The following is a 21,428-nucleotide window of genomic DNA, read 5'->3' as shown; positions in this document are numbered from 1 at the left end:
CTATTGCCGAGTCTTACTTACTCCAATTAGATAAATAATTACACCAGGGCCTGACTTGATCTTACCAATTCCCCAGTCATATAAATAGCTGTTTTTGACATGCAAAAGCATCTTATCCATTTCGTTAATGGAGTAAGTGCGCAAGACTGACACAATGCCATCCCACCAAACAACTAATGGTACAATGGGAATAAGATAGGTGAAAATAATTCTCCCCACCTTAAATGGTCTGAAAAAAGGAGTGGTAAGTAATACAGTAACAGGAGAAAGAAACATGGCCAGGAGGCTGGAAAAGCTGCGCTCTTGAGCTTCAAAAATTGCGATAGGCTGATCCGAAGTGACAGCATTTTGCAAAATAGTTATTGCATCTTCCTCCTTGAAATGATGAAGCGATAAAAACAGTGTCCTGATTCCTTTTAGCTCGTAAGACATTTTTCTGGCATCTACAGGCACATCAATTGAGTCAATATTATCTGCCCTTGACTTGCTGTATTCGAATGCTTTATAGTTGGGATATAGGTCAGTGAGAATAATTTTTAAATCAGGATAGGTCTTTCTAAGCTCCTTATTTATTCTGAGTAGTCCACCGCCACCACCAGAGCCCAGGTCAATGATTTGACGAGCATTGGATCTTTGAATCAAGTCATCTAATAGTGGGATGACCGGTTCATACATTTTCGTTTTGTTTGCTAGAAATTGTAAAAAATCGGTTTCATAATCTCTTAAGAAATCTGGAAACCATTTCTGATCTCCAAACTCGAATAAATGAAGTCTTTTCATACTGCAGAATTAATTGATGGTAATTTTGTCATGATATACCTTTTGCTGGGAAGTGATCTGAATAAAATACGTTCCCGATGGAAGCCCTACCAATGGGATGATCTCCTCTGGCTGGTAGTACTCCTGGATTTTCCTTCCGTATTGATCCAATAAAACGACAGACACTATTTCTGAAAGCCCGATTATGCGTATGTAATCGTTGACCGGATTGGGAGCTATAATCAAATCGCTCATAAAATCATTTTCGAGATAAATGATTTCGTATGATCTTGATTTACCATCAAAGTCCATTTGGATTAATCGGTAGTAATAGCTTCCGGGAGAAATGCTTTTGTCTCTATAGGAATAGTTGGTCATTAAAGATGAATTTCCATTTCCTTTTATTTCTGCGATTGATTTGAAGTTCAGACCATCTTTACTTCTGAAAAGCACAAACTTGTCATTGTTCACTTCTGATGCAGTAGCCCATTGAAGTAGCATACCATCAGTATAGGCTTCTCCTCTGAAATAAATCAATTCGACAGGCAATGGATTGCTTATGTCCGAGAGCGTAAAAGTCGAAAGTTGGGAAAGCCCATTAATCTCAATCCAATTATTTGTAACATCCGAATTTGTGCTTCCTAGTTCTATCCAATCAACTCCATTGTCTTCCCATATAGAAAGGTTGTTTTCTACCTTCCCATTCAATTCGCTATCCAGATAGTACATCCTAAGAGAAGCATTCAATGCAGTATTGTTGGTAGGGGCGATAGTGATGAGGCGATTGATCCCATCGTATGATCCATTCACAGCAGGTGCATGTGATCGGGTAATTGTGGTGCTTCCCAGGTTAGCGGTCGAGGTTATAGCTACTCCGATATTACCGGGATTGACCTGACTGGGTGCATTTAGTGTTTGCGTAATAGTCACGGTTCCGGTGTTGCCGGAGATATAGTTGGTGCTGTTTTCGTTTAGAATAGAAGCATTGTTGAGCAATAAATTGTGTCCATTGAGGTTTAATTGGCCACTTTGCAGGTTAATAGAGTTATTGATGGTCAGTCCAGAGGCCATCGTGATACCATTAATGCTTTTGTTTATCTCTAAATCGTAAATGGTTAAAGCACCGAAGAACTTGTTGATGGTCGTTGAGGCTGTAGCTGCATTGCCGGTGATCGTAAGGGTCTCACTGGCTGATTGCCAGTTTCCAAATGCAACAAATGAAGTATTGTTGAGAACTATGTTTGGATTGCCCTGATTTACCCAGGGGGTACCAGATCCGAGAAAAACTCTGCCTTGCGACCAAAGGAAAAAGGGAGCATTGATAAAACAAAGGATGATGAGACATTTCATTGTCTTTTGTCTTGATTTACCAGTTCACTTGTAGGTAATCTTAGTTGCTCAAGCTGGACTATTCGTAGGCTCAGTTCATTTATCAGACGTTGCTGTTCCTGAATGGCTTTGACTAATGGCACAACGAATTTGCTATACCTCAGTCCATAATGTTCATTGTCACTATTTGGAGTCACAACACCACTAAAATCGAATCCGATTTGATTGGCTACCATTTCAACTTCCTGCGCCATAAATCCGGTAATCCTTTCTTGTCGCTCATCTTCCGCATCAATTCCGAGAAATTGATTAAGTGTTGGTAGATCTATTTGATAGGTGACAGGTCTAAGCTTGAGAATAAAATCAAGTCCAGGCACATCGTTAAGAATATTTCTTTTGAATCGGGCGTCACTCAAATCTGTCCAGGAAGCATAACCACCAATATCTGTGACACTTGTATTTCCGATTCTCACCTGGTTGGATGCCGTGGTTTTAGCATTGTACCCAAGTGCCATACTGTTGGCAAGGGTGGAGCCCGCCAATGTTTGGTCTGCCTCTCTTCCGATATAAGTCGAATTGGTGCTAGTGAGTACATTATACCCCGCCAAATACCCTACAGCGGTATTGTAACTACCGGTTGTAAGTTGATTGAAAGAGAGGGATCCCAGGCTTGAGTTATAAATACCTGTAGACGAGGTGGCCTGAGAAGATCTCCCAATAGCCGTATTATCACTTCCAGTTGAGGACTGCAGATTATTATTACCTATAGCTACATTATAATCTCCCGAAATATTGGCATTTAAAGAGTTAAACCCAATGGCGACATTGTAGTTGCCATCCACGTTTGATTCCAGGGTACTGGTGCCGAGGGCTGTGTTGTTTAGTCCTGTGGTATTAGAATTACCTGAGTTATATCCAATAAAAACGTTTTGGTTGAGTGTAAGGTCATCACTAGCACCTGCATTTTCGCCGATAAAGACTGAAGATCCCGTATTGTTTGGCCAAAGTCTGCTCGCCTCCATCACCCATCTTTCACTACCTGCCAGATCAAATCGGATAATATCTTCGTCGGGGGCTTCCTCTACTTGTATTCGGGTATCATCATCATCATCGGCCATCGTGGTTATGTTTCCGGCAACTAGTTCAATCCAACCAAATGTTTCCATAAACCAAAAAGACTCTGTGTCCGAATCGAAAACCAAAAGCCCGGTCGCTGGCGAAGCAATAGCGCTTCTTTGTACTGTTGTCATTCGGGGAACCAAAAGACCCCTGGTAGTAGATTGGACATGCAACATGGCTGATGCATTAGGGAATGAGCTGTCATCGTTTATCCCCACATTCTGCGAGAAAACAGGATTGGACAAATAGCTCATAAAAAGCAAGATCAGAAATCTATCATTTTTCATCTGAGTTGGATTTATGTCATATAGAAGTTTTATATAAAAGGGACGGCCCCAGCCGCCCCCTTAAACTACCTTAGTTTAGGTAGCCGCCTTAGTTACTCTACTACTGTCAGGCATCATTTCTTTATGAATTTGCGATTGACAATTAGATTATCGGAGATCACCTGCAGGATATAAGTTCCTCTTGCGATATCCTGAATGTCTATTACCCCGCTCTGTATGCTCACCTCTTTCATTAATTGACCCTGAAGATTCAATATCCGAGCTTTTTCAAATTCATTAACCACCTCTTTGGATAGTTGTATGGTAGATCGGACAGGATTAGGATAAAGAATAAAGACTGATCCCTCTGATACATTGAGTGGTTTTAAAACTTCCAAAATAAACTCGTCGCTTATTGACAGATCATCCATATCAGTAGCAGTAATCGTGATATTTATTGATCCAATATGTGTTTGTTGCGGTGTACCTGAAAGCATATTGGTCTGAGCATCAAAAAGTAACCAGCCCGGAAGTGCGGAGTTATCCGAAAGTGTTGCAGTAAGTATTAATGCATCTCCCACATCAATATCGCTAAATGTATTTGCCGGTATTTGATAGGAAAACTCCAGGTCTGCATTAGCACTTTGGTCAGGAATAGGATTTGCCACTGTGGGTGTATCGTTGGTATTGTTAACCATGATCGAAAACTCCGTTGAGACAGAGGCATCCCCTTGATCTGTAGCAGTCACCATTATAGATGCAGTGCCAACATCTGAATTTCCTGAAGTCCCTGAAAGAGTACGTGTATCGGAATTTATTGATATCCATGCTGGAGCTGAGCTCAATGAATAGGTCAGTGCATCACCAGCATCCGGATCGCTGAAAGTATTTTCAGCGAACTGGAAAGAGAAAGGGACATCTTCATCTGTCACTTGATTAGGGATTGTATTGTCTACTACTGGCGCATCATTAGTATTGACTACTGTCAGATCAAATTGATCAGTTGCATTCCCACCTTTACCATCATTTGCTGTAAGCTTAATGGTAATGATCCCTACATCTTCATTTAGTGGTGTGCCAGAAAATGTTCTTGTAGCACTTGAAAAACTTAGCCATAAGGGAAGAGGGGAGTCATCCTGTAGGCTGGCCGTATAGCCTAGAGGGTCTCCATTGGGATCGGAGAATGTATTTCCTGGAAACTGAAAACTGAAGATCGCATCTTCTGTTGCTGACTGATTAGATATAGCATTATCAAGTTGCGGAGGATCATTCGCTACAATGTCAACTAAGAAATCATCAAAAGCCGATAGTCCTCCTGGGTCTGAAGCTGTCACACGTATGCTATACTGATTTCCATCCTCTGCTGGTGGAGGAGTCCCTGAGAACGTTCTGGTTGATCCATTAAAACTCATCCATGCCGGTAACCCTCCTCCAGTCGTTTGATCAGCTTGATAGACAAGGGTTGTTCCAATATCCGGATCTTGGAATGTATTTGCAGCAAACTGAAATTGAAATGATATTCCTGATGAAAATACTTGATCAGGAATGAGATTTGAAACAATAGGAGTGTCATTGGTATTCGTTACCGTCAGTTGGAGATTGCAACTTACAGAGGCATTACCTTGATCAGTCGCGGTGATTTTATATTGATTGATTCCGACATCTTCATTTAGTGGAGTTCCTGTGATAGTTCCTGATCCATTTGCTGGATTTATGGTTAGTGTGAGCCAGCTCACTGGTGTGTCATCCTGATTTGTTACTGAGTAACTCAGAACATCTCCAGGATCCTGATCTGTAAAATATGCCGGAAGAAATATTACGTTGCTTGTATATGAAGCATCCTCAGTTGCATTTGGAGATACCAGAATAGTAGAAGTGGACACCTGAGGTGGGTCATTAACGTTTTGAACGTTAAAAGAGAAAGCATTGGATGCTACCGCACTGTTAATTCCATCCGTCACATGAATGTAGTGAACTGCACTAGTTCCAACGTTACTATTACCAGGCGTGCCTGTTAGTGTTCCAGTAAGTTCATCAATAGTTACCCAGCTGACAGGAGGATTCTTAGTCGGAGGCTGTGATGAATAAATCGAATAGAAAAGAGGGCCGTTTTCTTCGTCTTCAAATAGGTCTGTCGGTAGTTCATAAGTGAAAGTTTCGTCTTCTGTCAGATTGATAGGATTAGGAATACTGACAGTAGAGGATAAGACAGGAGCGGCATCAACATCTATTACTTCAATGGTGAATACTTTTTCAATGAAATGACTGGCATTATCTGTCTCGGTGCTTCTTACTCTAATACTGTAAGAACTCTTCACATCATAGTCAAAAGGTGCTACAGCTCTCGATAAAGCCCCTGTAGCACTTGAAACGGTAAAAGAGCCATTGTCATCACTACCTGTGCCACTTACTTTAGTGTATGTAAATGTCTCTCCCGAGTTGGCATCAAAGGTTGAAAAGAAGCCGATTGCCGTATTAGCGGTTCCTTCAGCTTGCTGGTTATTATTCAATGTGATATCAGATGGCGCAACATCAAGAGCTGTAACGGTTATTGTGAAAGCCTGATCATGAGTTTCCAGATTGTCGTCAGTCGTTCTTACAAGGATGTCATATGTGCTTTTTACATTCTCATCAAATACCTCTGCACTTAATAATTCCCCATCTTCAGATATTGTGAAAGATGCATTATCAGCCCCACCACTTTGAAGTCGGTAGGAGTGAATGTCATAGGTATCGGCATCAGAAGTTGAGAATGTTCCGATTACAGTTCCAATGGCCCGTGATCCTTCAATGATATTATTACTCAGCAAAATTTCGGTAGGTGGTGAGTTCTCATACTTGAATACTTTAATCACCAGATTCTTATTTGCATCATCGGAAAGTTCGGTATGCATCGAATACAGTTGGTCTGTCGTTGGATCAACCACCAGATCATTTCTTGTAGAAAAGCCACCTATTATCTGCCCGGTATATCCGTTGACTGGAAAGGTAAGCGAGTTGGTATAACCCATCCGTCGGAAAGGCTCATCTTTTGGCTGCTTATAAGTAAGTAGATCAAATCCCTGATTGATAGAATTACCTACAGTGTTCATGACATGAGGAATGGTGTCATTTAGCGTGTAAGCTAAATGGCCAAGATTTGAAAAAGGTGCTCCGTTGAGTGCCCATGAACCTGAACCGACACCTCTTAGCACGTAGTATTTTCCACCGGTGATCTGGCGGAACTTCAGATATCTTCTTCCATTCTTAGCGAAAGAAATTTCAAGGTCAGTTGCTGATCCTCCGTAGGCTTGTGTTACGCCGGCGGTACCCGTACCATAGCTCCAATTAATGCCATCAGATGAAATAAAAATACTAGCAGCAAACCCACCACCTGTGGATTGAGTTTGATCCCTGGCGGCCACTATCAGATCTCCGTTGTTGGGATCAATCTTAAAATCCATCCCAGAGGAACCAAGAGCATTTGGAATATAGGGGGTAGCCGAAGGTACGGCATTCACCCAGCTATTTCCATCAAAACTCATTGCTGACAGTTGGATTAGTCCTGGTGCAGTCCTTCGCTCAAATACCACATAAGGTGTTTCAGTAGTAGGATGTATAGCTATTCGAGTCTCTTTACCTTCAAAGGACTCCTCGAAATCTTTACTTCCTACATAAACCCATGCCACACCATTGAATCGCATGACAGAAATATGAGGAATAGCATCCAGGCTAATAAAAGAAACGTATGGTTCACCAGTAGTAGGATGAAAAGCCATATCTAAGCCATATGCTCCAATATCTGTAAACTGTGGACTTCCAACGGTCGTCCAGCTTCCAGAGGTAAACCTTCTGACGGTGGGACGATTGGCTGTAGCTCCGGTTGTTAGATCAAGACCTATCACATAGAGTTCACTTGTGACAGGATTGATTTGAATTTGCTGGAAAACTGGTGGTGAGGTCTCATCATACGTTGATGGGGCACCAAGGTCCATTGCCACTCCGCCCACTTGCGACCATTGGGCATTGAGATTTAGAGTTGTCAATAAGACAAAAACTGATATCAGTTTTAGGGTAATTAATTGTTGATGCTTCATAATGGTAATAAATCGTTTATGCTGATTTAAAATCCTCAGGAACCAAACACGATGAGATTAATTTTGCCACGGTAATCCCATCTTCTTTGTGTTTGATTCCTTTGGATTGCCTTAGTATAGAAGCGAATGTAGGAGTATGAATAAGTGTTGAATGACAGAGATTTCCCAAAAATTCTCACGTATGTAACATGTACTTTTAGGACTATTTAAAGCTATTTTTTCACTATATAAAGTTGATTTTTTTTCTAAGGAATTACGATGATTTTGAATTTGTCACGTTATCGATACTTATCTCAAATAGTATGGGAAGGCACTAGTGACTTAGATGGTTGTATTGTTTCGGTAGATGACTGAACTATTGTTTCAATCACGTGGCTTTGCGTAAGAGAATCCCGCCTATAAAGAAATGCCCAGCCCACCTCAAGAACATAACCATTGCTACCACCAAAGAATCAATGTTTCTGAAGGCGTGCCGGGCATTAGACTGAAATGAGCCTGAGGCTCATATCCGCTAGGTCAAACTAAGAGCATATTCGTAAATTGTTTTATTTCATACTTCCCATTCTGTACTAGTTATGTAACATCTCTGAAAAACTCCATTGATCTGTATTGAACCCTTAATCCTAATCTCTAATAGTTTTTATTGATAAGATCCATTTGGTTTTCTGTCTTGGAAAAGTGAATTCCATTAGTCAAATATTCCTAGTTACATGAGTAGGAGAAAATGGGATATGTGAGTTAGGTCCAAGTTGTAAGACTCACTAGATTCATTGCATTATCTAACACCTAAACGATTGCAATAAAATGAAATTGGAAGATTATTTCAGCATCATCAGTTCAAAAGATCAGATATTGCATTTCAAACTAAATGGATTTTGGACGAAAGCCATTGTGGATGAAATTGGATCTGACATGGTTCGAACCTTTAAGGAAAAAGTAGATTCATATCAAGGGAAGCCATTTTTCATACTGGTTGATTTGACGGAATTTAGCCTCCCATCTGATGAGGCTAAGCGTTACATAAAGCAGACGATGGACTATGGATTTCGAAACCATTTGGTGATAGCTATTGAAGTGGCTCCTAAAGCTTTGGTGAAAATGGGAATTCAGGATGCGGCTTCAAAATCCAAAGTGGATAAGCAGAGAGTTCAGGCCATGTCTGTGGTAGAAGCCTATGAGATAATTAGCAAGTACAGAGCTCAAAATCACATTTAATAGTCGGAATAGCTTAAACATATAGCAATGGGCAATACCAATATTTTTGAGTTACTAGAGAACTCTGGTTTGTTGGTAGGAGTCTTTGATTGCAACAAAAAGCTGATTGAGTATAATCCACCATTTGCCTACTATGCGGAGATCATTGGAGGGATCAAATTGAAAAGCGGTGTGGATATTATGAGTAAGCTTGATGCTAAGCTAGAATTAAGGTTTAGTGGGTTTCTTGATCGGTGTTTGGCGGGTGAAAAGGTTAGGGAAATAATTCAGTACCCTTTCAGATCACTGACATTACACCTTAGACTTTTTCTAAGCCCCATTAATGATGAAACTCATCCCAAAGCATTCATGCTGCTGGAAGATGTAACTGATTTTTGTGAGATGCAAAATCAGCTGGACTTATATAATAGAGAGTTAGAAAAACTGGTACTGGAAAGATCAAATCAGCTGGCTTTAGCTAATACCGAATTATTAATAACCAATTTGAAGCTCGAAGAATCCATTGCGAATTTGAAATTGACTCAGGAGCAGCTGATCAGGCAAGAGAAAATGGCCCAGCTGGGCACCCTTTCAGCAGGTTTATGTCATGAAATCAACAATCCCTTAAATTTTATAAATGGGGCAGTGGAGCTACTAAGAAGATATGATGGTCAGAGAGACAATTTTGCTGATAGGAAGGAGTATTTCAGGATAATAAAAGCAGGGATTGTTAGAATATCGGAAATAGTCAGCAGCCTTAGCCTCTTTAGCAGGAATAGTTTCGATCTCAATGAAATGTGTGATGTAAAGAGAATTCTGTCAAACTGTATTAGCATCCTTAGAAATAAATTATCAAAAGAGATTAAGCTAACTCTCAAAGCTCAAACCAAATTTTCATTGGTGTTGGGCAATGTAAGTGAATTGCATCATGCCTTTTTTAACATACTTAACAATGCGCAGCAGTCAATTATTGGTGAGGGCACCATAGAAGTAAGATTAAAGCATGTGGAAAACGAATTGCTAATTGAGGTAATTGACAGTGGTGATGGAATGTCACAGACAGAGCAAGAGCGAGCACTTGACCCTTTTTTTACAACCAAACCGCCAGGCGTGGGAGTCGGCTTGGGTTTGTCTATTAGCAATAAGATCATAGAGCAGCATGGTGGTAGACTAAAAATCACATCTATCTTAAAAAAGGGAACACAAGTGAGCATATTGCTCCCCCTTTTTAATGATGAATTTCATAATAGACTAACTAAGAGTTGACCTTCTCTGCACTCATGTATTCAGAAGGGTTCATCCCGAAATGTTCTTTAAAACATTTAGCAAAATAGGAGAGGTTATTAAACCCGGCGCTATAGGCCGCTTCAGAGACGTTGACTCCTTTTGTTCGTAAAATCTGCGCAGCTCTCTGCAGTCGGATCGTTCGTATAAATTCACTCGCCGAAGAGTTGGTCAATGCTTTCAGTTTTCTATGCAAATGCATGCGGCTCATTCCTATGAGGTGTTGAAATTCTTCAACGGTGAAATCGAAGTTATTCATATTCTCTTCGACTGTACGCATTGCTTTTTTCAGAAACACCTCATCAGGAGGAGTAATGCTTATTCTGGTGGGTTCCAGGGTCATGCTGGATCCAAAGATCATTCGAAGCTTTGTTCGTTGATCAATGAGGTTAGTTGCTCGGGCAAGTAACTCATCCTGATCAAAGGGTTTGGTCAGATAGTCGTCGGCACCAGTATGAAGTCCTTCAATTTTGCTTTCGATGCTCGCCTTAGCAGTCAATAAAATCACTGGAATATGGCTCGTGAGTTCATTTGTTTTGATACTGCGACAAAATTCTACGCCATCCATATTAGGCATCATCACATCTGATATTATCAAATCAGGAATGATTTTCCTTCCTATATCAAGCCCTTCCAGGCCATCATTTGCATAATGAATCTGAAATTTATCTTTAAGAACATCACCAATAAATCTTCGTACATCTGCATTGTCTTCCACAATTAGTGCAATAGGTAAGGAAGAAGAATCTATGATGGTTTCTTCCTCCAATATATTATCAATATTAAACTGATACTGGTCTGGAAGGAGTGTTGAAATATCCGTTTTGACTAATTCATCCGAGGAGTAGACGTTTTTTGATGAAGGTATAGAAACGATAAATGTAGTCCCTTTCCCTTCATCACTTTTTACTTGAATCGACCCTTTGTGCAGGTCAATCAACTCTTTGGTAAGCGCAAGCCCAATGCCTGTCCCTTCATGAGTATTTTCGTCAAGTTGATGAAATCTTTTGAAGATACTGTCCAGTTGATTTTGCTGCATTCCCTTTCCGGTATCTGAGATTGCGATGATGTAATGCTCGTCATCATTGTGGCAGCAAATAGAAACAGTTTCTCCAGCTTCTGTAAACTTGAAGGCATTCGATAGCAGGTTAGTCACGATTTTTTGAATTTTATCCGCATCGAAGGGGATGCTAATTTCTTGATGCGGAATTTCTCTAATGAATACAATTTCTTTTTCAACAGCTAACGATTCGAAAGAACATGACAGATGTGTGAGAAACTGGTTGATATTTTCCTGCCTGAGCTGAAGTTTCATTTGGCTGGCATCCAGTTTTGCCAGATCAAGCAATTGATTGATGAGCTCCAAAAGCCTCTCAGCATTGCGTATGATCACATCGAGAAATAATTTTTCAGAAGCGCCGGAGATTTTATCAAGTCTTGACTTTGCAGGTCCCAGGATCAGTGTAAGTGGTGTTCTGAATTCATGGGAAATATTCGTGAAAAACCTGGTCTTGACAATATCCATTTCTCTTAATTTTCTATTTGCCTTCACTTTGGTTTTGTATTGGCTGTATAGAACAAATACCAGAACCAGTATGATTGCTGCTATCATGATCAGATAGTTTCTTAGGTTTTCCTGTCTTTGCAGCTTCAGATCTGTTATTTGCTTCTCAGCATTTAAAAGACTGATCTCCTGTTCTTTCCTATCATTCTCATACTTTGCTTCCATGTCGAGAATCTGTTCACTCTTGGTAGTATTAAATATGCTATCCTGAAGTGAGGAAAACTCTTTCTGAATGATATAGGCCTCTTCAAATTGATCATTTAATGCATAAATTTCACTAAGCAATTTCATCCCTTCTGCATGTTTTGATGGGCTCTGTATTTCTTTGGCTAGATCGATCAGCTTTTCCGCAGAGTTTTGAGCATTTAGTAATTCATTTTGTTTCAGGTATGCATTTGTGATTCCAATGAGGGCATATCCCTGATTCGATAACTCGTCTGAAGGCTGAGTATTCTCCAAACTGGTCTTAAACATTTCAATAGCCCTATCTAGTTTATCCTGCTCCAGATAGATGTTGCCAATATTTGTATTTAGTAGGAGTTCTTCTCTTCGGTTGTTAAGTTTCTGAAAAAGGTCTTTAGATTGATTGTAATAGGTAAGAGCTTGCTCATGATATTTTTGCTCTTTAGCGATCATTCCAAGTTTTTGTAGGTTAAATGCTTTTAGCCAATCCTCATTTATGCCTTCAGCTAACTCTATACCTTTCTCGAAGTATTCTTTCGCCAGTTCAATATTCTTCAGTTCATAATGTACCAGTCCGATGTTGATTGTCACAATTGATTTCACTCTATTATCATCGGAAAGAATGCGAGCACATACAAGGTAATGCTCCAGCGCTTTTTCAAATTGATCTCTATCGAGATAAACATTACCAATATTGTTGTTTGCATCAGCGAAAAGTAGGTTATAGTCATGAGCCTTGGCAAGCTCCATTGCTTTGGAGTAGTAATAAATTGCACTATCAAGCTCTCCCTGTATTCTTTTGGCGGAACCATCTCCAAGTAGCCCATCAAGTTGTCCCTTGATATAGTCTATTCCTTTAGCCCTGCGATAACCTTTATTATAATATTCGAATGATTTCTCACCATCTCCCATCACTTCATAAGCATAACCAAGGCTGGTCTGTACTTCCACAAGGGTTTCAAAATTTTGAATCTTTAGTGCTAATGCTTCAGCCTTCAAACCATATTCGATTGATTTCTCAGGATCTTCATAGGTTAGGTCGTATAGAAGTTGAAAGTAGGCTTTTAGAAGCGTAAGATCATCATCAATGCCAGGTAAAACCGAAACGATAGAATCAGTCTTGGTCTGTCCGATTGTGAATACTGGCAGTAGTGTTATGCCTAATAACAAAAGATACTTTTTGATCATGGTGGTATACAATTATAGCTGATTGTAACTCCATAATCCTTGTTTTCCTCTCAATCCGTGGCTATTGGATGAATAAGGATTAGCAATTGATAAAATTAGAGAATTTTAGCCTATTTCAAAAAGCTACTTGGAGCATTTGACCTAGTTAAACTGATTCATCGTTCGCTCCATCCCGATAGTACAAAATGACTTAATGGCGTCTATCGCACGATCCATGTTCAGCACCAATTCTTCCAGCTCCTGTTTGGTGAACGGACTCAACACATAATCTACTTGTCGGCCTTTAGGAAAGTCATCTCCAACACCGAAGCGGAGGCGTGGGTAATCTGCTCCGCCACATACTTGTTCGATGTTCTTAAGTCCGTTGTGGCCTCCGGCTGAGCCTTTGGGTTTTAAACGAATCTTGCCATAAGGGAGGGCAATATCATCCGTAATCACCAGTAGGTTTTCTTTCGGGATTTTATGCTGCTTCATGTAGTGATTGACTGCTTTGCCACTCAGGTTCATGTAGGTGGTGGGTTTAATAAGGATAAGCGTTCGACCTTTGTATTTGAGCTCCGCAGTGTAGGCCAATTTATTCATCTCGAACTTAACCCCTTCTTCATCGGCCATACGGTCCAGCACCAGAAATCCGATATTATGACGGGTGAGTTCGTATTCCGGACCAATGTTTCCAAGTCCTGCGATTAGATACTTCATATTTTATCGAGCAAAAAAAATCCCGACACGAAGGTCGGGATTAATGGTTAAGTTCTGAAATATTTTAAGCTTCAGAAGACTCTTCCGCTGCTGGTGCATCACCACCTCCAGCTTCTGCTTCTTCCAGTTCTTCTTCTTCAGCTCCCGTTTCTTTTCCTTTCAGTGCTCTTGGTACTTCAATACCTGCAAGTGTTACAAGCGGGCTGTTTAGGATTTCATAATCGCCAGTTTGTAGCTCACCTACTTTAATTGACTTTCCAAGACCAAGTCCTGATACATCTACTTCTATGTACTCTGGCATGTTCTTAGGTAGGGCTTTCACCTGCAAGTATTTTACTTTTCGGATCAGCTTACCTCCTTGCTGCAGACCAGGGGCATTTCCTACCGGATGAACAGGAATGTTCATTTTGATAGGAGTTCCTCTAAATAGCTGAAGAAAATCAGCGTGCATAATAATTTCACTTACCGGGTGAAACTGAACATCTTGAATAATAGCTTCAAATGGTTCTGGTTCCCCTTCGATAGTTAGCATAGCGAAGTGCGCTTCATCAGTATATACAAGGTCTCTAAACAAGATCATTGGAGCGTAGAAGTGAATCTGATGATCACCGCCGTATACAACGCACGGAACCATTCCTTCTTCTCTTAAGCGCTTCGCTTCTGTCTTGCCGAGATTTGCTCTTTTATACCCTATAATCTCAACAGTTTTCATAATTGTTAAATATTTAAAAAATTAAAATTGATTACTTAATAAACAATGAACTGATTGACTCGTGATCGTGGATCTTTCGGATCGCTTTTGCAAACAAATCTGCCACGGTCAACACTTTAATTTTGGATGATCCTTCTTTTTGAGGGATCGTGTCCGTGATGATCAGCTCCTCAAGGGCGGATTCATCAATGTTTTTATATGCATTCCCGGAAAGCACACCGTGTGTAGCGATAGCTCTGACGGAATTCGCCCCCTTCTCTTTTATGATTGTGGCGGCTTTACTGATTGTTCCTGCAGTATCCACCATGTCATCTACAAGCACCACGTCTTTTCCTTCCACATCTCCAATCACTTGCATGGATGCAATTTCATTTGCACGCTTTCTGTGCTTGTCGCATACCACCATGTCCACCTCAAAGAGCTTGGCATAGGATCTCGCTCGCGCAGTTCCTCCCACATCCGGTGATGCAAAAATCAGGTTGTCAAGCTTCAGATTTTTCAGGTAAGGATAGAAAATGGCTGACCCATCCAGGTGATCTACCGGGATGTCGAAGAATCCCTGAATCTGGCCGGCGTGCAAATCGCACGTCATAATTCGGTCTGCCCCGGCAGAGGTGATCACATTGGCAGCAAGTTTTGCCGCAATAGAAACCCTGGGTTTGTCCTTTCTGTCTTGGCGCGCATACCCAAAGTAAGGAACTACCACTGTCACATACTTGGCACTTGCCCTTCGAGCAGCGTCGATCATCAAAAGTAGTTCCCAGATATTGTCTGCGGGAGGTACGGTTGGTTGAATAATGAAGACATCAGAACCACGAACCGACTCGGTGAAATAGACACCCATCTCGCCATCACTAAAGGTCTGTTTTTCACTTTTCCCCAGGGGCTTGCCGTACTGGTTAGCAATTGCGTTTGCTAAATCCGGGTGCGCCGAGCCTGAAAAAATCTTTACTGATGACATTGTTTGTCTTTTAAAAAAAATGTCATTCCGAGTGAAACGAGGAATCTTTCAACAATGGAGATTTCTCCCTTCGGTCGAAATGACAAATCATAATGTTGGCCTACTAGGGCTCGAACCTAGACTCTTCTGAACCAAAATCAGACGTGTTGCCAGTTACACCATAGGCCAATACCGGAATGTTTTTAAAGTGTTTTCCTCCACTTCCGTTTAAATGGACGGCAAAATTAGCCGAATATTTTTTAAATCAAAAGACTATACTTTGTCTTTTATCCAACTAAATGCATTCGCAAATGGCTCCATCCATGGTGATACTTCAGCATGTTCCAGCCCCTTTTTGTATGGCCAGTTCCATGCGAAAAGGGACCGCTCCAAGTGTGGCATGATTGCTAAGTGCCTTCCATCTTTTGAAGATAAAGCAGCCGTGTCAAAATCACTGCCATTGGTGTTACCGGGAAATCCGGAATACGAATACTTCACTGGGATTTTGTAGTCAGATTCATTCTCAAGAATAAAACGTCCTTCTCCATGTGCCAGCCATATTCCAAGCGTTGAACCAACCATGGACTGCAGCATAATAGAATTGGTTTCTTTGATATCAACACTCACAAATCCGCATTCAAACTTTCCGGAAGTATTGTGATGCATTTTAGGGTGTTGATCTCCCATTTCTGGATAGATCAGTCCCAGCTCCATCATCAGCTGGCAGCCATTGCAAACGCCAAGACTCAAAGTATCCTCTCTGGCATAGAATGTATCCAGAGCAGCTTTTGCTTTTTCATTGAATAGAAATGATCCTGCCCAACCTTTCGCTGATCCCAATACATCTGAGTTTGAGAAGCCGCCAACAAATACAATCAGATTTACTTCGCTCAGGTCTTCACGACCGGTGATCAGATCGGTCATGTGTACGTCTTTCACGTCAAATCCAGCCAGCCACAATGCGTAAGCCATTTCTCTGTCGCTGTTAACCCCTTGTTCGCGGATTATTGCAGCCTTCACGCCGAACTTTCTCTTGCGGTTAAAGTCTAAATTGTAAGTCGAAGCTTTGCCGTCAAAGCGCTTTGGAAACACGTAGGATAGTGGTTGATTGAATCGGTTATCTTTTCTGGCTTCCGCTACCTCAGGCTTTGTTTGTTTCAAATCAAGGAGATGGGAAGTTTGGAACCAGTGATCCCTTGCCTCATTAATGTCAAATGCATGCCTGAAGTCGCCATTTTGAACTAATATCTTCCGTTCACCTGATAGCTTTCCGATCTCAAACCAGCTCACATCTGACCCTTCCAGTGCGCTCAGGGCTGTTTCTTCTACCTGTAGAACTAAGGCGGGCTTCTCAGCGAAAAGAACCTTGACGGGATCTGCTTCTTTTAATTCTGAAAGATCCACATCCAGTCCTCCATGCACATTGCTGAAGTTCATTTCGAGCAGTGTGGTGATCAAACCTCCGGCAGAAACATCATGCCCTGCGATGACCTGTTGATCATTAATAAGTTCTTGAACCACCTGAAAAGCGTTCTTTACAACTTCCGCATTCGCTTCCGGTGTTTTCGTTCCGATTTTTGCCTGGGTTTGTGCAAATGATGATCCCCCCAGTTCAAAATCCCCACCGGAGAAGTCGAGGTAGATGATTTTGGAGTCGGTTCGGGTGGTATCGATCACAGGACTCACCGTTTTGTTGATGTCGGAAACTTCAGCCACGGAACTGATGATGACCGTGCCGGGTGCATATACCTTTTCTCCGTCAGGATACTTCTGAGTCATCGACATGGAGTCTTTTCCGGTCGGCACATTGATCCCTAGTTCGCATGCAAAATCACTGATTGCTTTTACACCTTCATAAAGGCGTGCATTCTCGCCTTCATTTTTAGCGGGCCACATCCAGTTGGCACTAAGAGATACACCTTCCAAACCATGAGTCAATGGAGCCCATACGAGATTGGCTAAAGCTTCGGCAATGGAAAGACGTGACCCTGCACCAGCATTGATAAGGCCGGGAATCGGTGAGTGTCCCAGAGAAGTGGCAATCCCTTTGTTCGATTTGAAATCAAGTGCCATCACCGCTACATTATTGAGTGGCAACTGTAGCTCACCGCATACTTGCTGAGTAGCTACCCTTCCGGTTACACATCTGTCCACTTTATTGGTGAGCCAGTCTTTGCAGGCGACCGCTTCCAGTTTCAGGACAGCCTCCAAATACTCTTCGATTTTGTCTTCCGAGTAGCCGACTTCCTCAAAGTTTGATTGCTGTGACTTATCCTCAAGTATTGTTTTTGGGGAGGATCCGAATAAGTGATGAAGTTTCAGGTCGAAAGGAGAAGGTTCTCCATTATTCTCAAATTTCAATTCGTTGTTGTCACCGGCTTCACCCACTTCATAATAAGGAGCCCGCTCTCTTTCAGAAACACGCTTCAGATATTCGGCATCCTTTTCCGAGATTACCAATCCCATTCGCTCCTGGGATTCGTTACCTAAAATCTCTTTGGCGGAAAGCGTCTCATCACCAATCGGTAACTTCTTTAGGTGAATGGTGCCACCAGTTTCTTCTACCAGTTCTGAGAGGCAATTCAAATGTCCGCCTGCGCCATGATCATGTATGGATGTAATGGTATTATCGTCCAGTTCCACCATTGCACGAACTGCATTGGCTACCCGCTTTTGCATCTCTGGGTTGGAGCGCTGCACTGCATTGAGTTCGAGTGATTGATCAAATGCTCCGGTATCTACGGAAGAAACCGCACCACCGCCCATTCCTATCCGGTAATTGTCTCCTCCCATGACCACAATCTTTTCACCGGCTTTTACATGCTTTTTCTGAGCTTCTTTTTTCTTGCCATAGCCGATTCCTCCTGCCTGCATGATCACTTTGTCATAGCCATATTTCTTACCGCCTTCCTCATGCTCGAATGTGAGCACACTGCCGCAAATAAGCGGCTGGCCAAACTTGTTGCCATAGTCGCTGGCGCCATTAGATGCTTTGGTCAGTATTTCCTGAGGGGTTTGATACAGCCACTTTCTGGCTGGCTTTTCCCAAGTACGCCCATCTTCCAGGCGGGAGTAGGAGGTCATGTACACCGCTGTTCCGGCAAGCGGGATGCTGCCCTGACCACCAGCCATCCGATCCCTGATCTCACCACCCGATCCGGTGGCTGCTCCGTTGAAAGGCTCAACTGTAGTGGGGAAGTTGTGTGTCTCAGCTTTTAGTGAAATCACCGATTCAAATTCTTTGGTATCGAACCAGTCGGGCTTATCCTGAGAGGCTGGAGCAAATTGCTCTACTTTAGGCCCTTGGATGAAAGCTACATTGTCTTTGTAAGCGGACACCAGGTAGTTTGGGTTTTCTTTGGAAGTTTTCTTGATCCATTGGAACAGCGAAAGTTCTTGCTCTTTTCCATCGATGACGAATGTTCCATTGAAAATCTTGTGTCTGCAATGTTCAGAGTTGATCTGAGAAAAGCCGAATACTTCAGAGTCAGTAAGTGGTCTTCCGATTTCTTTCGAAACTCCTTCCAGGTATTCGATTTCTTCCTGACTGAGTGCAAGTCCTTCTTGCTGATTATAAGCAGCAATATCTTGAATATGCTCGATTGGTTCGGGCTTTCGATCCAATGTAAAAATGGATTGATCCAGACCCTCGTAAATCTGCTGAAGCATTGGATCGAAGGCTCCTGCCGATGATTCAGAGATGTACGTTTCTATACGAAAAATAGTGCTAATTCCTGCATTATGGGCAATATCGGTGGCATTGGTGCTCCATGGAGAAATCATTTCCTTTCTAGGTCCAATGTATTTCCCCGAAATACTGTCCGAGTCCAAAGGCCTTGCTCCTGAAAAAAGCCACTCCAGCTTATTGATTTCTTCTTGGGAGAGGGGATTGGAGACGCCTACAGCAATGATTGCGTCTTGAGAATTTTGGAAGAATTGGATCATGGATGGAACCTCGTTTTGAAGTCTGCAAAATTAACCCTTTAGCCAGTTATCCTTTACTTGGAATCCAACAATTTCCGAACAGATTTTCGAAGTGTGCTTACGGTGGCAGAAGAGTAACCGATCACCACTTTCTCAATGATGCCGTCAGCGTTTATTACGAAGTGAGTGGGATACGATCGCACATTCAATTCCAAGCAGAAGTCTTTTTCATCAGGTACAATTTCATAGCTGAAATCTCTTTTGCTCAAGAACTTATCGACCATTTCTACGTCATCGAAAGTAGGGGCTATAAATAGGACTTCCTCATCCTTAAATTCCTCCACCATTTCATTCATTTCCGGCATCTCCATGATACATGGTCTGCATCTGGTAAACCAGAAGTTGACGAGGAGGATTTTTCCTTTGGTGTTCTCACTGGTCACCACATCTCCATTGATAGTTGTTAGGCTGAAATCAGGAAATGGTTCTCCTTTCATGCGTTTCACCTCCTTGCGTGCATCGGCAACTTCTCGTATTTGCTCCTTTGTAGGCTCTTGGGAAAAGGAAGGATTTAGCTGAAGAATGGCAAGGGCTAGGAAGAAGTGTTTCATCTGTTATCGGGATTATACATGATCAATTTAGCAACCTCTGGCTTAATGAGCTGGTGGTGTTTTAACGGGAGAATATCTATTTTGAAATCTCCAACTTTGTCAATAATGGGCAAAATCTTTGCCGGTTTGATAATGTGGTCGTTACTTCCAAGGATGATTCGTTTCTTGAAATCATGTTTTTTGAAAGCAGCAATGAGCTCCTTTTGTGTGTATCCCAGGGATTTGAAATGATTCCATGAAATGTAGACACGTTTTCGGTTGTGCTCTTCACCCAGCTCTTTCCTCACAAAATCGCCCAGGTATGGACTTGTGATTTTGTATTTGTCATTGAATGCCAGGAGTGTATCCAGCCTATCCGGTCGGAGCATGAAATACTTGAAGAGCCAACGGATGGCCGGGTGAGTAGCCAGCTTAAACCAGATGGTAAGAAATATGCCGTCTGGAGCGATGAGTATGAGTTGGTTGGTGTTTTCGGGCAAGAGGAGTGAGGAGGCAATGGCAAACCTGCCGCCAAGACTATATCCCAACAGGGAGAACTTTTCAATTTTTTCCTGATTGAGAAAGGCTTCCAAATATTCCTTCCATTCCAGCTTCGATAGTTTACCATAGGCCCGGTCACTATCACCGTGGTAAAAAATGTCAAAAGCGTAGATGGTATATTCGTCGGTAAGCTTACTAGCCCAATCCTGAAATATTTTTTTATCCTGCCCAAACCCATGAAAGGCAATTAAAATTTTATCTCCTCCTTCATATTTGGAATAAAACAGATGTCCTTTTTCTAGCACTACTTTCGTCATTTGGCAGGAAAAATAGATGGTAAAAGCCTCGCACTAAAATTTTTTACAGAAATCCGAACTTATTCTCATTTAGTTCGTTCATTTGCACGTTGGAAACTTTTGGAGCTTTCAAAGTTTCCTAAGTTTTAAGAATGTAAACGCAATGTGAAGAAATTGGAAGCGAAAGAAAAGATATTGAGTAGTGCGGAGGAATTGTTTATCCAGTATGGTATACGCAGTGTGACCATGGATGATGTGGCCAGAGAGGCATCCATGTCCAAGAAGACCTTATATCAGTATTTTGATAACAAGGATGGATTGGTGTCAGAGGTCGCCCTTAATCACTTCGAGAAGGAGACAAAGGAATTTGAGGATATTTTCAAAGAGGCAAAGGATGCGATCCATGAGATCATCATGGTATCCCAATGCCTCAGGAATCATGTCTTTCGGATGAACCCTTCCTTGCTGTATGACATGCAGAAGTATCACGGAAAGGCCTGGGATCAATACCTTGAATTTAAGCAATCCACGATCCGAGGGCATATAGAACGGAATATTGAACGTGGGAAGAAGGAAGGTTTTTTTAGGGAAGAGATAGATGCCAGGGTGCTTTCCATCTTGCGGGTTGAGGGTGTCCAGTTGTTATTCAACGGCAAAATATTCCCTAGGGAGGAATTTGATTTTCCTTCCGTACAGCTTCAAATACTCGATCACTTTATTCATGGCCTGCTCACCGATAAAGGCCGGAAAAAATATGAGGAATACATGAATTTAGAAACTACGAATCACACACTCTAATACTAT

At 41.8% G+C, this 21,428-nt stretch carries 14 protein-coding genes and 1 tRNA gene; 3 read left to right on the top strand and 12 right to left on the bottom strand.

Going from position 1 to position 21,428, the window contains the following annotated elements; genetic code table 11:
- From RLN88_RS07610 to RLN88_RS07595, 4 genes are all read right to left on the bottom strand, one after another.
- Positions 1-780: a hypothetical protein gene (locus tag RLN88_RS07610; RefSeq protein WP_350220793.1), complete on the bottom strand. Its 780-nt coding sequence runs from the start codon at positions 778-780 to the stop codon at positions 1-3.
- Between the two features lie 9 nt (positions 781-789).
- A complete protein-coding gene (locus RLN88_RS07605) occupies positions 790-2,109 on the bottom strand; it encodes a T9SS type A sorting domain-containing protein (protein WP_350220792.1) in 1,320 nt (439 codons plus the stop codon).
- Positions 2,106-3,494, bottom strand: a complete 1,389-nt coding sequence (locus RLN88_RS07600) for a phage tail-like protein (protein WP_350220791.1) — start codon at positions 3,492-3,494, stop codon at positions 2,106-2,108. The genes RLN88_RS07605 and RLN88_RS07600 overlap by 4 nt, the downstream gene beginning before the upstream one ends.
- A 113-nt stretch (positions 3,495-3,607) precedes the next feature.
- Complete coding sequence (locus RLN88_RS07595) at positions 3,608-7,498, bottom strand: putative Ig domain-containing protein (protein ID WP_350220790.1); 3,891 nt, start codon at positions 7,496-7,498, stop codon at positions 3,608-3,610.
- A gap of 855 nt (positions 7,499-8,353) precedes the next feature.
- On the opposite strand from RLN88_RS07595, the gene RLN88_RS07590 reads away from it, so the two are divergent.
- Together RLN88_RS07590 and RLN88_RS07585 are read left to right on the top strand one after the other, a co-directional pair.
- The gene (locus RLN88_RS07590; protein WP_350220789.1) at positions 8,354-8,764 is read left to right on the top strand and encodes a hypothetical protein; all 411 of its coding nucleotides are present in this window, start codon (positions 8,354-8,356) and stop codon (positions 8,762-8,764) included.
- 27 nt (positions 8,765-8,791) lie between these two features.
- Complete coding sequence (locus RLN88_RS07585; RefSeq protein ID WP_350220788.1) at positions 8,792-10,009, top strand: sensor histidine kinase; 1,218 nt, start codon at positions 8,792-8,794, stop codon at positions 10,007-10,009.
- On the opposite strand, the gene RLN88_RS07580 is transcribed toward RLN88_RS07585, so the two are convergent.
- From RLN88_RS07580 to RLN88_RS07545, 8 genes are all read right to left on the bottom strand, one after another.
- A complete protein-coding gene (locus RLN88_RS07580; RefSeq protein WP_350220787.1) occupies positions 9,999-12,962 on the bottom strand; it encodes a hybrid sensor histidine kinase/response regulator transcription factor in 2,964 nt (987 codons plus the stop codon). The two genes, RLN88_RS07585 and RLN88_RS07580, sit on opposite strands and share 11 nt — an antisense overlap.
- 141 nt (positions 12,963-13,103) lie before the next feature.
- A complete protein-coding gene (gene pth, locus RLN88_RS07575; protein WP_350220786.1) occupies positions 13,104-13,661 on the bottom strand; it encodes an aminoacyl-tRNA hydrolase in 558 nt (185 codons plus the stop codon).
- A 64-nt stretch (positions 13,662-13,725) separates the two neighbouring features.
- On the bottom strand, positions 13,726-14,373 hold the full coding sequence (locus RLN88_RS07570; protein ID WP_350220785.1) for a 50S ribosomal protein L25/general stress protein Ctc: 648 nt from the start codon (positions 14,371-14,373) through the stop codon (positions 13,726-13,728).
- A gap of 31 nt (positions 14,374-14,404) precedes the next feature.
- Positions 14,405-15,334 (bottom strand): ribose-phosphate pyrophosphokinase, encoded by a 930-nt coding sequence (locus RLN88_RS07565; protein WP_350220784.1) that lies wholly within the window; start codon positions 15,332-15,334, stop codon positions 14,405-14,407.
- Positions 15,335-15,429: 95 nt separating this feature from the next.
- Positions 15,430-15,502 (bottom strand) — tRNA-Gln (locus RLN88_RS07560).
- Positions 15,503-15,586: 84 nt separating this feature from the next.
- Positions 15,587-19,258: a phosphoribosylformylglycinamidine synthase gene (purL, locus tag RLN88_RS07555; RefSeq protein ID WP_350220783.1), complete on the bottom strand. Its 3,672-nt coding sequence runs from the start codon at positions 19,256-19,258 to the stop codon at positions 15,587-15,589.
- A 53-nt stretch (positions 19,259-19,311) separates the two neighbouring features.
- Positions 19,312-19,848 carry a TlpA family protein disulfide reductase gene (locus RLN88_RS07550; RefSeq protein ID WP_350220782.1) on the bottom strand — a complete coding sequence of 179 codons (537 nt, stop codon included), beginning with the start codon at positions 19,846-19,848 and terminating at the stop codon, positions 19,312-19,314.
- Positions 19,845-20,645, bottom strand: a complete 801-nt coding sequence (locus RLN88_RS07545) for an alpha/beta fold hydrolase (RefSeq protein WP_350220781.1) — start codon at positions 20,643-20,645, stop codon at positions 19,845-19,847. The genes RLN88_RS07550 and RLN88_RS07545 overlap by 4 nt, the downstream gene beginning before the upstream one ends.
- Positions 20,646-20,789: 144 nt before the next feature.
- Between RLN88_RS07545 and RLN88_RS07540 the strand changes: the two genes are divergently transcribed.
- A complete protein-coding gene (locus RLN88_RS07540; protein ID WP_350220780.1) occupies positions 20,790-21,422 on the top strand; it encodes a TetR/AcrR family transcriptional regulator in 633 nt (210 codons plus the stop codon).
- The last annotated feature ends 6 nt before the right edge of the window (positions 21,423-21,428 follow it).

The sequence above is a fragment of the Ekhidna sp. genome, from assembly GCF_040223195.1.
Classification (GTDB): domain Bacteria; phylum Bacteroidota; class Bacteroidia; order Cytophagales; family Cyclobacteriaceae; genus Ekhidna.
Note: the sequence above shows the minus strand (reverse complement) of the source record. Positions and strands in the feature narration are given on the sequence as shown.